The sequence below is a fragment of the Streptomyces sp. NPDC102406 genome (genome assembly GCF_044765725.1).
Taxonomy (GTDB): Bacteria; Actinomycetota; Actinomycetes; order Streptomycetales; family Streptomycetaceae; genus Streptomyces.
The window spans coordinates 12258-25884 of the sequence record NZ_JBIWKP010000015.1 but is presented as its reverse complement, the minus strand read 5'-3'; the positions used below and the strand labels follow the sequence as shown (position 1 = coordinate 25884).

The following is a 13627-nucleotide window of genomic DNA, read 5'->3' as shown; positions in this document are numbered from 1 at the left end:
GTGTGGCCGGAACCCCGGGGTCCCGGCCACATCTCGTCCTCACTCCACGCGCGTCACCGTGCCGGCGCCGACGGTCCGCCCGCCCTCGCGGATCGCGAAGCCGAGCCCCGCCTCCAGCGGCACGTCGCGGCCCAGTTCGACCGTCATGGTGACGGTGGTCCCCGGCCGGGCGACGGCCGCCTCGCCGAGGTCGACGTCGCCGACGACGTCCGCCGTACGCAGGTAGAACTGCGGCCGGTAGCCGGTGGCGAGCGGCGTGCTGCGACCGCCCTCGGCCGCGGAGAGGACGTACACCTGGGCGGTGAAGCGCCTGGCGGGCCGCACGCTGTCCGGCTGCGCGACGACGTGCCCGCGCCGCACCGCGTCCCGCGCCACCCCGCGCAGCAGCAGCGCCACGTTGTCCCCGGCCTGTGCCTCGTCCATCGGCTTGCCGAAGGTCTCGATGCCGGTGACCACGGTCTCCCCCTCCTTGAGGGACTCGGCCCCGTACACGCGGACGCGGTCACCCTTGCGGATCCGGCCGCGCTCCACGGCGCCGGTGACGACGGTGCCGCGCCCGCTGATGGTCATGACGTTCTCGACCGGCATCAGGAACGGCGCGTCCACGTACCGCTCGGGCATCGGCACGTACGTGTCCACCGCGTCGAGCAGCGCCTCGATCGACGCCTCCCAACGGGGCTCGCCCGCGAGCGCCTTGAGGCCGGAGACCCGGACGACGGGGACGAAGTCGCCGCCGTACCCGTGCGCGGACAGCAGCTCGCGCACCTCCAGCTCGACGAGGTCGGTGAGTTCCTCGTCACCGGCGTCCGCCTTGTTGATCGCCACGACGATGTGGTCGACGCCCACCTGCCGGGCGAGCAGGACGTGCTCGGCGGTCTGCGGCATGATCCCGTCGAGGGCGGAGACCACGAGGATCGCGCCGTCGAGCTGGGCGGCGCCCGTGACCATGTTCTTGATGTAGTCGGCGTGTCCTGGCATGTCCACGTGGGCGTAGTGCCGGGTGTCGGTCTCGTACTCGACGTGCGCGATGTTGATGGTGATGCCGCGCTGCGCCTCCTCGGGCGCCTTGTCGATCCGGTCGAAGGGCACGAAGGTGCTCGCGCCTCGGTCGGCGAGGACTTTGGTGATGGCGGCGGTCAGGGTGGTCTTGCCGTGGTCGACGTGGCCCATGGTGCCGATGTTCAGGTGCGGCTTGGTGCGCACGTATGCCGTCTTGGGCATGGCTGGGTGTTCTCTTTCCGGAACATCCGAGTGCTTCGGATACGCGAGGGCCTCCTGCGGGAGGCGGGGACCCCTGAGCCCTGCCGACCCTCCCCCTGCGGGGTCCGCCGGAATGTCCGGAGAGGGTCAGCTTCGCGCGCCGTCGACGGCTGCTGCGCACGGGACAGCGTGAAAGGCGGCAGCCTGAGCAGCGCCCGCGACTGCGGGCGGAGCTGCGAGGAAGGCGTGCCGGACCATGTGCAGAGCATCGCCGACGCTGCGGCCCGAGTCGAATGGTTTTCGCCGGCGGGGGCCCGGCCTCCGTCGGCGCCTCCCGGACGGCCGACGGCGCGAACACGTCGCCGTGCGGCGGGAGAAGAGGGGGAGAAGTGCGACACAACCTACGGCGATCTTATGCGGGTGTCGGTTAGTCTCCCCGGATGTTCGAACCCGTAGCCGTCCGTCCCTCCGGCCTGGCCGCGCGCTGCACCAGAGCGCTGCTCTCGCCCTGGTCGAGACTGTCGCTCCTGGTGCTGCTGCTGGCCGCGGGCGGGACGTGCGTACTGCTCTTCGAGCCGCAGCGGTTCCTGTCCGGCGGCTGGCCCGCCCAGGTCGGCGGCGCCGCCGCGGTGGTGCTGTTCGCGGTGGCGTACGGGGTGTGCACGGTCGCTTTCCTCCCGCGTCCCCTGCTCAACCTGGCGGCGGGCGCCCTCTTCGGCTCGCAGCTCGGTCTGCTCGGGGCGATCGGCGGGACCGTCCTCGGCGCGGGTCTCGCCTTCGGCCTGGGCCGGATGCTCGGCCAGGACGCGCTGCGCCCGCTGTTGCGCGGGCGGTGGCTCAAGGCGGCGGACGGCCAGTTGAGCAGGCACGGCTTCCGCTCGATGCTGGCGGCGCGCCTCTTCCCCGGCGTCCCGTTCTGGGCGGCCAACTACTGCGCGTCGATCTCCCGGATGAGCTGGACCTCGTTCCTGCTGGCCACCGCGCTCGGCTCGATCCCGAACACGGCGGCCTACGTGGTGGCGGGCGCCCGCGCCTCGACGCCGACGTCCCCGGTGTTCCTGGCCGCGATGGGCTTCATCGCGATCACGGGCGTGGCGGGCGCGCTGGTGGCGTGGCTGAAGCGGCACAAGCTCCGGGCCAGGGTCTAGGGCGTGTCGGCCCGCAGCGTCCGTCCCGCAGCGCCCTCGGGCCTCACCAGGGGTGCCGCGCGAGGTAGTCGGTGATCTCGTCCCGCTCCCACTCCCCGTCGGCGACGACGACGCGGTAGCGGCGGCTGAGGGTCGCGCCGGGTTCCAGGACGAGGTCGTCGTAGTAGGCGAAGGAGGGCGCGACCGCCGCGAACGGGTCGTTGCGCACGAACCAGTGCGCCGGATGCGCGCCCCGCTCCCCCGCGTGGTCGTTCTCCGGGGCGTGTTCGAAGACGAGCGTGGCGCAACCGTCGGACCCGTCGTGTTCCCCGCTGTACGCGAGCCAGGGCGCCTGCGTGCCCATGATTCCGGGCCCCTCGGCGTCGGCCGTCCGGATGCGGCCGTCCCGGAAGGCGCGCGGGCCGCGCCAGAACAGGCCGGTGTACCCGGCGAGTTCGCGGCCGTGCGTGGTGGGGCTGCCGAACACCAGCGGTTCGGCGCGGCGGTTGGTGACGGCGCTGGCCCAGGTCAGTGCCCATGTCCCGGCGGCCGGGTCGACGTCGCGCACCTCGATGCGGCGCGCCTCCTCGGCCCACAGGGCACCGTCGTACGGGTGCCAGGTCAGCCGCTCGGCGATGACGAGGCCGGTGGCGTCGGCGCGGATGTCGTCGAAGCCGACGTGGGCCATGGAGCCGACGCGTTCGGGCAGCGCGAGGTATCCCTCGCCGTGGACGTAGGAGTTGCCGCCCCACAGGTTCTGGCCCGAGAGGTGGGAGGCGGTCATCTGGAGGCCCTTGTGCCAGCGGTGGTCGTGGGGCCGGTAGTCGGTGACGACGGCGCCGCTCAGCGTCCTGATCGGGTGCAGGTACGGCTTGGGGGCCTCCCATGCCGCTTCGCGGCGGTAGACGTACGCGAACAGGTCGACGCCCGTGGTGGGTTCGGTGACGGTGATCCGGTCGCCGTGGGCGTGGACGACGCGCAGGGTCTCATTCATGGGCACCGGCCTCCTGAAGGGGTGCCCAGCCGGGCGCGCCGCCGTGCAGGGCTGTGTAGTACGGGTCGCCGGGGCCGATCTCGCCGGCGCGGACGGTGACGTCGGTGAACGCGGACTTGTAGAGCGCGGAGACCAGTTCCAGGCTGGTGCGCCCGTCGGGCCCGCTGCCGCGCGGGCGCTCGCCCGCGCGCATGGAGGCGACGAGTTCGCGGAGCTGGGCGACGTGGGAGCTGGGCACGTCGGTGCCGAAGTCCTGCCAGGAGGCGGCGAGTTCCCTGGGGACGTCGCGGGCGGGGGTGACGGTCCAGTCGGCGTTGCCGTAGCCGTACAGATGGGTCAGTTCCAGAGTCGCGCGCTCGCAGTCGATGCGGATGCGGCTGACCTCGTCGGGGCTGAGGACGCTGTTCACGACGGTGGCCATGGCGCCGCTCTCGAAGCGGACCAGGGCGGTCGAGACGTCCTCGGTCTCCACGTCGTGCACCAGGCGTCCGGCCATGGCCCGCACCTCGGACCAGGGCCCGAGGATGTCGAGCAGCAGATCCATCTGGTGGATGCCGTGCCCCATGGCCGGGCCACCGCCCTCGGTGGCCCACCGGCCGCGCCAGGGGGCGGCGTAGTAGGCGGTGTCCCGGTACCAGGTCGTCTGGCAGTGGGCGACGAGCGGCCGTCCCACTCCCCCCTCGGCCAGCAGGTCGCGTACGTGCCGGGCGCCCGAGCCGAACCGGTGCTGGAAGACGATCGCCGCGTACGGCCCGCCTTGCGGGCCCTCGGCCGCCTCGATGGCGTCGAACTCCGCCAGGGACGGGGTCGGCGGCTTCTCGCACCACACCCAGGCACCGGCCTCCAGGGCGGCGACGGTCTGTGCGCGGTGCAGGGTGGGCGGGGTGCAGATGGTGACGAGGTCGGGGCGCTGCTCGTCGAGCATCCGCCCCAGATCGGTGTACGGGTGCGGGACACCGCCGTCCGCGCAGAACCGGCGTACGGCGTCGTCGTCGATGTCGACGGCAGCGACGATCTCCACCTCGCCCTCGGCAGCGAGTTCCTGGAGGGCGGGCAGGTGGCTGACGCGGGCGATGGCGCCGGTGCCGACGACGGCGGCCTTGAGGCGGTGGGTACGGGGGCCGGAGCGGGTCGGTGCGGGTGTGCTGCGCATGGGCGCGATCAACACTCCATCGGGGTGCGGTGACGGGACCTGACGCGAAGGGGCGGCGCCGCACGGCCCGTCGCGCGACAAGACGCGTAGCAAGCGCTTTCCCCGCGCTGACGCTAAGCGGCGGGATGACGCGGGTCAACAGGCCGGAGGAGGTTGATCCACCGACGGCCGGTCCCGCTCAGGGCGTGACCGCCCGGGAAGACGGCTGCCGCACCGGACGCAGGCCCGGCGCGAGCACGAGGGTCACGGCCAGGGACACGGCCGCCAGGACCGTCATGGCCGTCGACGGTGACGTGGCCTCGGCCAGCGCGCCCGCGACGAGCGCCGCCACCCCCTGCGCCGAGAGCGTCCCCGCGCTCTGCAACCCCAGCGCGTGCCCGCCGAGTTCCCGCGGGGTCAGCGCCACGAGCCGTTCCTGGAGCAGCAGACTCGCCGCGTACCCGACGGACGCGACCCCCACCGCGACCGCGGCCAGCGGCAGCGCGGGCCGTACCGCGAAGACCAGGTACGGCGCCGCGAGCAGCAGGCGCAACGGAGCGCCGAGGCGGGCCCGCAGGCGGGGCGGCAGGAGGCGCACGGCGAGGAGGTCCCCGGTGAGCATGCCGAGGGCGGCGCTGGAGAGGAGCAGCCCCGCGTGCCCGGGGTCGTAGGGCACGAACAGGGCCTCGCAGCCGACGATCAGCCCGTTCGGCACCCAGAGGGCCAGGTACACGGAGCGGCGTGGTGCGGACGACCACAGCAGCGCGTTGCCGCGGACCGTCTCCGCGACGGAGGGGCGGCCGGTGGCCCGCGCCGCGCGCCGGGTCAGGCCGAAGCGGGCGGCGATCGCCGACAGGCCGTACAGACCGGCGGAGACGAGCAGGGTGCCGCGCGGGGAGAGGAGGTGGACCAGGACGCCGCCGAGCGCGTACCCGAGGATCTGGCAGAGGCCGGTGCTCAGGTTGAGGACCGAGCGGCCGAGCAGGTAGCCGTCGCGGTCGAGGAGGTCGGTGAGCAGTCCGTTGCGGATGCCGCCGCCGAGGGCCGCGGGCACGCCCTGCGCCAGGACGAGGGCGAGGGCGACCGCCGTGGGCAGGCCCGGTGCGGCCTGTACGGCGGTGGCGAGGCCGAGGAGCAGCGGGAGCCCGGCGAGCGCGGCGCGCGGGGGCAGCCGGTCCGCCGCCGACAGCAGTGTGAACGCGCCGACGACCTGGGCGAGCGCCGGCCCGAACATGGCGAGCGCGGACAGCAGCGCCGAGCCCGTGGAGGCGTGGACGAGGGAGCCGAGGGCGAGGCCGCCGACGGTCTGGGCGGCGGTCTTGAGCGAGCAGGACAGGAAGAAGGACGGGTATTCCGGTGTGGTGAACAGCTCTCGGTACGTGCGCATGGTCGGAGGGTGCGGGGCGGCACGAACGGGGCGTTAATGTTTCGCGGACCGGCGAAACGAAGCGCGCGGGAGGAGTGGGGACCGTGGGTGTCTGGCGGGTCGACGCGGACACGCTCGCGGGCAGTCGGTTCGTGGTGTCGTCGCTGGCGGAGACGGTCGCGAGCCTGAAGAAACTGGCGGCGCCCAGGGCCGCGCACCCCGGCGAACGGCAGTGGCTGGACCGGCACCTGCCCGCCTACCGCGCGCGTCTCGCCGCGGAGCCGGTGACGGCGCTGCTGGTGAGCGCCGCGTTCGGGGCGACCTGGACCGCCGACTTCCTGACCCCCACCCCGGCCGGGCTCCGCGACCTCGATCTGGACGACGGACTCGCCCGGATCCGCGCCACCCCGCCGGGCGTCGTACGCGCCGATCTCGCCGTCTCCTGCGCCGGACCGCTACCGGCCGCCCTGGTCCGCGCGGACGATCTGGCGGAGCGCACGGCCGCGCTCCTGGCGTGGGTGTGGCGGGAGACCGTGCGGCCGCAGTGGACGTGGCGGCGCCGGGTCATCGAGGCCGATGTCGTCGCCCGGACCCGGCAGTTGACCCTCGGCGGCTGGGCGGCGGCGCTGGACGGGATGCTCCCCGCCATGCGCTGGCTGGGCGACGGGCGCCTGCGGATCAACGCGCACGACTACCCGCCGCGGGACATCTCCGGAGCGCGGCTGCTGTTCGTCCCCGTCACGCCGAAGCAGGCGTGGTTCTCCTGGGAGACGGCGCCCGACCGGTACGCCGTGGTCTACCCGTGCGCGGGCGCCCTCGCCGACCGGGACCGGGCCGCGCCGCCCTCGGGGCTCGCCGCGCTGCTCGGTCCGGCCCGCGCGCAGGTCCTCGTCCTGCTCGCCCAGCCGCTGACCACCTCCCAGTTGGTGGCCCTCACCGGCCAGGGCCTCGGCTCGGTCGGCCGCCACCTGAAGGTGCTGCTCGACGCCCGTCTGGTGGGGCGGCGGCGCGCGGGCCGCTCGGTGCTGTACTACCGCGCCCCGGCCGGTGACACGCTCGTGGCGGCACAGCGCACGAGCGCGGGGTGAGGCTGCGTGAGGCTGCCCAGCCCGCCGTGACGCGCCCCACGCCGGGCCGTCGAGGCGGGACCCCGTGGTGGGGTCGTCACTTCCGGGCGCTACGCTGCCCACGCGTGCGCCCGCGGCCCAGGCCCCGGGGGCTCGCCGAGCCCTGTCCGGACCGCGTTCGCGGCCGGTTCCGCCCCCACCCTGGAACGCCATCTCCTCATGTCTTGGTTCGAATCATTCATTCTCGGACTCGTCCAGGGACTGACGGAGTTCCTCCCGATCTCGTCGAGCGCCCATCTCCGTCTGACCGCCGCGTTCGCGGGCTGGAGCGACCCGGGCGCCGCCTTCACGGCCATCACCCAGCTCGGCACGGAGACCGCGGTGGTGATCTTCTTCCGCAAGGACATCGCGCGGATCGTCTCCGCGTGGTTCCGTTCGCTGACGGACAGGACCATGCGCGGCGACCACGACGCGCAGATGGGCTGGCTCGTGATCGTGGGCTCCATCCCGATCGGTGTGCTCGGCGTGACGTTCAAGGACCAGATCGAGGGCCCGTTCCGCGATCTGCGGCTGACGGCGACGACGCTGATCGTGATGGGCGTGGTCCTCGGCGTCGCCGACCGCCTCGCGGCGCGCGACGAGACGGGCGGGCGGCACCGGGCCATCCGCAGCCGCAAGGAGCTCAAGGACCTCTCCGTCAAGGACGGCCTGATCTACGGCGTCTGCCAGGCGATGGCCCTGATCCCGGGCGTCTCCCGCTCCGGCGCGACGATCAGCGGCGGCCTCTTCCTCGGCTACACCCGCGAGTCGGCCGCCCGCTACTCGTTCCTGCTGGCCATCCCGGCGGTCCTCGCCTCCGGCGTCTTCGAGCTCAAGGACGCGACCGAGGGCGGCCACGTCTCCTGGGGCCCGACGATCTTCGCCACCCTGATCGCCTTCGGCGTGGGCTACGCGGTGATCTCCTGGCTGATGAAATTCATCTCGACGAAGAGTTTCATGCCGTTCGTCTACTACCGGATCGCGCTCGGCATCGCCCTGTTCGTCCTGGTCGGCATGGGCGTCCTGAGCCCGCACGCCGCCGAGTCCGCAGGCTGAGTACGCCAACTCCGTTACGTATTCGATCACTTGGCGCGTCCGAACGCTCGCTCAGGGTTCCCATCCGGTCGCCCGGCACGTAGCCTTGGCACATGCCGCCTGTCAGTTCTGGTTCCGTGCGGTCTGCCGACGAGGTGAACGAGCAGATCCGGAATCTGTGGCTGCGCGCCGGCGGACGGCTCCGCGCCGAGCAGCGCGCGCAGTACGAGCGACTGGTGACGGAGTGGGCCGAGGCCGTCCGCGCCGAAGTCGTCCGCGAAGCCGCCTGACCCGCTCGCCGTCGCCCCGGCGGGCCGGGTTCAGCGACCGCCCGCCACCCGCACGACCGTGCCCGTCGTGTACGCGGCGTCCTCCGACAGCAGCCAGGCGATGGCCGCGGCGACCTCGTCCGCGGTGCCGGGGCGGCGCAGCGGGATGCCGGGGGCGGCCTGCTCGGCCCGGTCGGGCGCGCCGCTCGCCGCGTGGATCTCGGTGTCGATGATGCCCGGCGCCACCGCGTTGACCCGTACGCCCAGCGGGCCGAGCTCCTTGGCGAGGCCCAGGGTGAGCGTGTCGACGGCGGCCTTGGACGCGGCGTAGTGGACGTAGTCGCCGGGGCTGCCGAGGGTGGAGGCGGCCGAGGACAGGTTCACGATCGCGCCCGCGCCGGCGGCGCCCATGTCCTGGGCCGCGCGACGGCAGCAGAGCAGGACGCCGAGGACGTTGACGTCGACGACGCGGCGCAGGTCGTCGGTGGACGCCTCGGCGAGCGGGCCGAGCGCGGAGGTGACGCCCGCGTTGTTGACCAGGCCGGTGAGCGGCCCGAGCCGGTCGGCCGCCTGGTCGAACATCCGCTCCACGTCGGCTTCCCGGGAGGTGTCCGCGCGGAGGACGGCGCAGCGGGCGCCGGCCGCGGTCACGGCCTGGGCGACCCGGTCCGCGGCGTCCTTGTCGTGGACGTAGGAGAGCGCGACGTCGTGTCCGTCACGGGCGAGCCGCAGCGCGGTCGCCGCGCCGATGCCCCGGCTGCCGCCCGTCACGAGGGTGCGGGGGCGCGGGGCGTCGGGGTGGGTCACGGGTCCTCCCGAGGATGATCATGTCGCGCGGGGTGCACCGTACCAGCGCCATTCACCGACGCGCTCGCGCCCGGGGAGGTCACCGCGCCCGGTCAGCCACAGCAGGGCCGGCCAGGGTTCGGCGTCCTCGGGGGCGTCCGGGAAGAGGCGGCGCAGGGAGCGGGCGCAGAGGTCGGCCGGGGGCGGCGGGAGGTCGACGCCGAGCCCCTGGGCCAGATCGTGGGCGTGCAGCAGCGTCTCGACGACGCCCATCGCGGCGAAGCCCTCGGGGTCGCTGATCCCGAAGACGTGATAGGCGCGGGCGGTCGGCGATGTCGCCCGCGCGACGGTGGCGAGCAGTCCGCCGCAGCTCTCCAGCGTCTGCAGGAGCCCCGCGGGACCGGCCGCCGGGTCGGCGGTGATGGTGTTCGCGGGTCCTTCGGGGCGGCGCCGCGACCAGCCGAAGGGTTCCCGCGCGTCCGTCGGTGGCCGCAGCGAGCCGATCCGGGCCGCGTAGGCGAACAGGTCGTCGGCGAGGTGTTCGCCGGTCTCCCAGCACGTCCACTCCAGCGAGCCGGCCGGGACGTCCCAGTCGGCGTCGAGCGCGGGGCGCAGCGCGGTCACGGTGAGCGCGACGGCCTGCGCGACGTCGTCACCGGTGACGGGCCCCGGGACCGGTTTCGACGCGGCGCTCCGGGCGTCCGGCGCGTCCGGGACATCAGGGGTGTTCGGGGTGTTCGGCTGTGCTGACATGGGGTGACCGTAACAGGGTCCCGCCCGGCCGCTCCCGGCGTCCCGGCCCGTCCCGCGGGCCACTTCTGACGCAGTGTCAATCACGGTTCGGTGCGCAGCTCTTGGCGGAACGTACCCGGGGCTCGACACTTGGCCGATGACGCAGCGTGTGGAACTGGCGACCGTCCTGGACCGGCTCGCGGTCGACGAGTTGGTGACCGGGTACGCGGTGGCCGTGGACGACGGTGACTGGGCGGCGTACCGCGCCCTGTTCGCGCCGGACGGCCGCGCCGACTACCGGGACGCCGGGGGCGTGGAGGGCAGTGCCGAGGAGATCGCACGCTGGCTGACGTCCACGATGGAGCTGTTCCCGATGCGGCAGCACCTGATCGTGAACCGGCTGGTGCGGTTCGACTCCGTGGACCGGGAGATCGGCGACACGGCCGACGTCCGGGCGGACTACGTCAATCCCATGCGCTTCGCGGGCGACGGCACCGCCCCGGACTTCGTCAGCGGCGGCCGGTACGCCTTCGGGCTCGTCCGTACGCCCGGCGGCTGGCGGCTGCACCGGGTGACCGTCCACGAGAAGTGGCGGCGCGCTCCGGAGCGGACCCCGGCCGGGGCATGACCGTCCCTCCCCCGCCCGGGCCGGCCCCCTGTCGTTGATCGTCGCGGGCGCGCACACTGGAGGCACGCGGCGGGTGGCGCCGGGTGTCGTACGAACGGGGAGGCGCGGCCGATGCGGCTAGGGCGATGGCGGCAGCGGCTCGGATCGTCGCCCTGGTGGCGCGGTGCCGCCGCGCTCCTCGCGGGCGCCCTGCCCGCGCTCGCCTTCCCCGCGCCTTCGCTGTGGTGGTGCGCCTATGCCGCCCTCGTGCCATGGCTGCTGCTGGCGCGCTCGGCGGACTCTCCGCGCCGCGCGGCCCTCGACGGCTGGCTCGGCGGCCTCGGGTTCATGCTGGCGGTCCACCACTGGCTGCTGCCGAGCCTGCACGTGTTCACCGTCGTCATCGCGGCGCTGCTCGGCGCGCTGTGGGCGCCGTGGGGCGTCCTGGTGCGCAGGCTCCTGCACGGTGTGCCCACGCCGGGGCGGGGTGCGGCGGCGCTCGTGGCCGTGCCGTCGGGCTGGCTGATGGTCGAGCTGGTCCGCTCCTGGCAGGGGCTCGGCGGGCCCTGGGGGCTGCTCGGCTCCAGCCAGTGGCAGGTGGCGCCGGCGCTGCGGCTCGCCTCCGTGGGCGGGGTGTGGCTGGTGAGCCTGCTCGTGGTGGCCGTGAACACCGGTGTCGCCGTGCTCCTCGTCGCCCGCGACGCGCGCGCCCCCGCGGTGGCCGGGCTCGTCGCGACCGCCGCCGTCACCGGTGCGGCCTGGGCGTGGGCGCCGCGCCCGCAGACCGACGGGCAGGCGCGCGTCGCCGTGGTCCAGCCGGGCGTGATCGACGGTGCCGACAGCGCCGAGCGGCGGTTCGACCGGGAGGAGGCGCTGACCCGCCGACTCGCCGGGCAGGACGTCGACCTGGTGGTGTGGGGCGAGAGCAGCGTCAGCTTCGACCTGGCCGACCGTCCCGACCTGGCACGCCGGGTCGCCGCGCTCTCCCGCGCCGTCGATGCGGACGTCCTGGTCAACGTGGACGCCCGCCGCCGGGACGCGGACGCCGGGAGCCCCGGGATCCACAAGACCTCGGTGCTCGTCGGCCCCGGCGGCCCGACGGGCGAGCGCTACGACAAGATGCGGCTCGTCCCCTTCGGCGAGTACGTGCCCGCGCGCACCCTGCTCGGCTGGGCCACCTCCGTCGGCAAGGCGGCGGGCGAGGACCGCGTGCGGGGCACCCGCCAGGTCGTCATGGACGTGCGCCACGGGGGCCGGGAACTGCGCGTCGGGCCGCTGGTCTGCTTCGAGTCCGCGTTCCCCGACATGACGCGTGAGCTGACCCGGGACGGGGCGCGGCTGCTGCTCGCCCAGTCCTCGACCTCCACGTTCCAGCACAGTTGGGCTCCGGGGCAGCACGCCTCGCTCGCCGCGGTGCGGGCCGCGGAGACCGGCCGCCCGATGGTGCACGCGACGCTGACCGGTGTGTCCGCGGTGTACGGCCCGGACGGGCGCCGGGCGGGCGCCTGGCTGCCCACCTCGGCGTCCGCGGCCCGCGTGTACACGGTGCCGACGGCCCATGGCAGCACGCTGTACGTCCGCTTCGGGGACTGGCCGGTGCACGCGGCCGTGGCGATCCTCGCGGTGCTGGCCGCGGCGGAGGCGGCGCGGCTGCTCAGGCGCCGGACGGCGGCGTCCGAGGCGCCGCCCGCCCATGCCTGGGACGGCCGCTGACGTCAGCGGCCGTGCGGCGCGCCTGCGTCAGGCGTGGCGCCGCACCTCGCGCACGATCCGCTCGCACAGTTCGTGGGTGGCGAGCGCGTCGCGGGCGCTGAGCACCCTGCCCGCGCGTACGGCGTCGAGGAAGGCGAGCGAGACCTGCTCGATGCCGCGCTGGCGGGCGACGGGGACCCAGTCGCCGCGGCGGCGCACGGTCGGCTGGCCCTTGTGGTCGACGACGTCGGCGAGGTTGACGACCTGCCGCTTGGTGTCCTGCCCCGACACCTCCAGGATCTCCTCGGAGGAGCCGCTGAGCCGGTTCATGACGCCGAGCGCGGTGAACCCGTCGCCCGCGAGCTGGAGGACCACGTGGTGCAGCAGCCCGCCCTCGACGCGGGCGCGCACGGAGACGTCGTCGACCGTGCCGGGCACCAGGAAGCGGAGCGTGTCGACGACGTGGATGAAGTCGTCGAGGATCATGGAACGCGGTTCCTCGGGCAGGCCGACCCGGTTCTTCTGCATGAGGATCAGCTCGCGCGGGTGCTCGACGCACTGCGCGTACCCGGGCGCGTACCGGCGGTTGAAGCCGACGGCCAGGCTGACGCCGCGCTCCTCGGCCAGCTCCACCAGCCGCGCGGAGTCGGCGAGTTCGTAGGCGAGGGGCTTGTCGACGTAGGTGGCGACTCCCGCTTCCAGGAGGCGGGTGACGATCTCGGGGTGCACGGTGGTCGGCGCGTGCACGAAGGCCGCGTCGAGCCCTTGGGCGAGCAGCGCGTCCAGGTCACCGTGGCGCTGCGCGGCCGGGATGTGGAACTGGTCGCCCACGCGCGCGAGAGTCGCGGGCGAACGGGTCTGAAGATGCAGTTCCGTCCCGGCCTGCGTGGCGAGCACCGGCAGATAGGCCTTCTGCGCGATGTCCCCGAGTCCGATGCAGCCGACCTTCACGTCTTCGTGCTCCTCTGTCGCCTTGTCCCGTCGCGTCCGGGCAGCATACGGGGCTCTCGAGCTTGGCCGTCACCCGTGCGGGGCAACCTCGCCCGCTGCGGTTCCCTCCGCGCCGCCGCGTCGAGCAGAGTGGCGCGGGTGCCCCGAAAGTCCAGCTCAGCAACGCTCCTGCTGGCGGCGACCGCCGCTGTCACCGCCGCCGTCACGTCCGGATGCATGAGCGTCCGCTCCCCGGCCGCCCCGGCCGCGCCCTCACCGTCCGCCACCGCCCCCGCGCCCCGCCCCGACGGGCACGCCGACCGGCCACCGGTCCAGGCGCCCGCCCGGGAGGCCCTGAGGCGCACGGGCCCTTCCCCGCACCCGGCTCCCGCCGCCGCCCCGCGCACCGGGGAACCGCCCCCGTCCGCTCCCCCGCGGACGGCCGCGCCCGCCCGCCGCGCCGCGCCCGAACCCGCGCCTGCCGCGCCCGCACCTCGCAGGACGGCGCCGGCGCCCGCGCCCGCGCCGCGCGTCGTGCGGAAGCCTCCGCCGCGGACCGATGTGTGCACGCTGGGCCGTCAGTACGGCGGCTGGGACCCGGACAGTCCGCAGGCCGTCATCTGCCGCACCACGTACGGCGGTTGACGCGTG

General features: G+C 74.4%; 14 protein-coding genes. 7 read left to right on the top strand and 7 right to left on the bottom strand.

Annotated elements, in window-relative coordinates:
* Window positions 1–39: 39 nt before the first annotated feature.
* Window positions 40–1221 (bottom strand): elongation factor Tu, encoded by a 1182-nt coding sequence (gene tuf / locus ACIRF8_RS34505; RefSeq protein ID WP_404221613.1) that lies wholly within the window; start codon window positions 1219–1221, stop codon window positions 40–42.
* 419 nt (window positions 1222–1640) lie between these two features.
* Here tuf and ACIRF8_RS34500 point away from each other — a divergent pair, with 419 nt between their 5' ends.
* Entirely contained in the window at window positions 1641–2348 is a 708-nt protein-coding gene (locus tag ACIRF8_RS34500; protein ID WP_404221611.1) for a TVP38/TMEM64 family protein, read from the top strand.
* Window positions 2349–2391: 43 nt separating this feature from the next.
* Here ACIRF8_RS34500 and ACIRF8_RS34495 read toward each other — a convergent pair whose 3' ends face one another.
* The 3 genes from ACIRF8_RS34495 to ACIRF8_RS34485 all read right to left on the bottom strand — a co-directional run bounded on the left by ACIRF8_RS34495 (window position 2392) and on the right by ACIRF8_RS34485 (window position 5840).
* On the bottom strand, window positions 2392–3321 hold the full coding sequence (locus ACIRF8_RS34495) for a PmoA family protein (protein WP_404221609.1): 930 nt from the start codon (window positions 3319–3321) through the stop codon (window positions 2392–2394).
* Entirely contained in the window at window positions 3314–4474 is a 1161-nt protein-coding gene (locus ACIRF8_RS34490; RefSeq protein ID WP_404221607.1) for a Gfo/Idh/MocA family protein, read from the bottom strand. Before ACIRF8_RS34490 ends, ACIRF8_RS34495 begins: the two co-directional genes overlap by 8 nt.
* A gap of 178 nt (window positions 4475–4652) precedes the next feature.
* Window positions 4653–5840, bottom strand: coding sequence for an MFS transporter (locus tag ACIRF8_RS34485; protein ID WP_404221605.1), 1188 nt, complete (start codon window positions 5838–5840; stop codon window positions 4653–4655).
* A gap of 83 nt (window positions 5841–5923) precedes the next feature.
* On the opposite strand from ACIRF8_RS34485, the gene ACIRF8_RS34480 reads away from it, so the two are divergent.
* The 3 genes from ACIRF8_RS34480 to ACIRF8_RS34470 all read left to right on the top strand — a co-directional run bounded on the left by ACIRF8_RS34480 (window position 5924) and on the right by ACIRF8_RS34470 (window position 8250).
* A complete protein-coding gene (locus ACIRF8_RS34480; protein ID WP_404221603.1) occupies window positions 5924–6907 on the top strand; it encodes an ArsR/SmtB family transcription factor in 984 nt (327 codons plus the stop codon).
* Between the two features lie 198 nt (window positions 6908–7105).
* Window positions 7106–7981: an undecaprenyl-diphosphate phosphatase gene (locus ACIRF8_RS34475; RefSeq protein WP_404221601.1), complete on the top strand. Its 876-nt coding sequence runs from the start codon at window positions 7106–7108 to the stop codon at window positions 7979–7981.
* 92 nt (window positions 7982–8073) lie between these two features.
* Window positions 8074–8250 (top strand): hypothetical protein, encoded by a 177-nt coding sequence (locus tag ACIRF8_RS34470; protein WP_404221599.1) that lies wholly within the window; start codon window positions 8074–8076, stop codon window positions 8248–8250.
* 30 nt (window positions 8251–8280) lie between these two features.
* Here the strand turns inward: ACIRF8_RS34470 and ACIRF8_RS34465 are convergent, their stop codons facing one another.
* Window positions 8281–9036, bottom strand: a complete 756-nt coding sequence (locus ACIRF8_RS34465; RefSeq protein WP_404221597.1) for an SDR family oxidoreductase — start codon at window positions 9034–9036, stop codon at window positions 8281–8283.
* A gap of 18 nt (window positions 9037–9054) precedes the next feature.
* The gene (locus ACIRF8_RS34460; protein WP_404221595.1) at window positions 9055–9768 is read right to left on the bottom strand and encodes a hypothetical protein; all 714 of its coding nucleotides are present in this window, start codon (window positions 9766–9768) and stop codon (window positions 9055–9057) included.
* A gap of 136 nt (window positions 9769–9904) precedes the next feature.
* Between ACIRF8_RS34460 and ACIRF8_RS34455 the strand changes: the two genes are divergently transcribed.
* Window positions 9905–10375, top strand: coding sequence for a nuclear transport factor 2 family protein (locus ACIRF8_RS34455; protein WP_404221593.1), 471 nt, complete (start codon window positions 9905–9907; stop codon window positions 10373–10375).
* Between the two features lie 111 nt (window positions 10376–10486).
* Window positions 10487–12067, top strand: coding sequence for an apolipoprotein N-acyltransferase (gene lnt / locus ACIRF8_RS34450; protein WP_404221591.1), 1581 nt, complete (start codon window positions 10487–10489; stop codon window positions 12065–12067).
* 27 nt (window positions 12068–12094) lie between these two features.
* On the opposite strand, the gene ACIRF8_RS34445 is transcribed toward lnt, so the two are convergent.
* Window positions 12095–12997, bottom strand: a complete 903-nt coding sequence (locus ACIRF8_RS34445; RefSeq protein ID WP_404221589.1) for a Gfo/Idh/MocA family protein — start codon at window positions 12995–12997, stop codon at window positions 12095–12097.
* A 138-nt stretch (window positions 12998–13135) separates the two neighbouring features.
* On the opposite strand from ACIRF8_RS34445, the gene ACIRF8_RS34440 reads away from it, so the two are divergent.
* Window positions 13136–13621, top strand: coding sequence for a hypothetical protein (locus tag ACIRF8_RS34440; RefSeq protein WP_404221587.1), 486 nt, complete (start codon window positions 13136–13138; stop codon window positions 13619–13621).
* The last annotated feature ends 6 nt before the right edge of the window (window positions 13622–13627 follow it).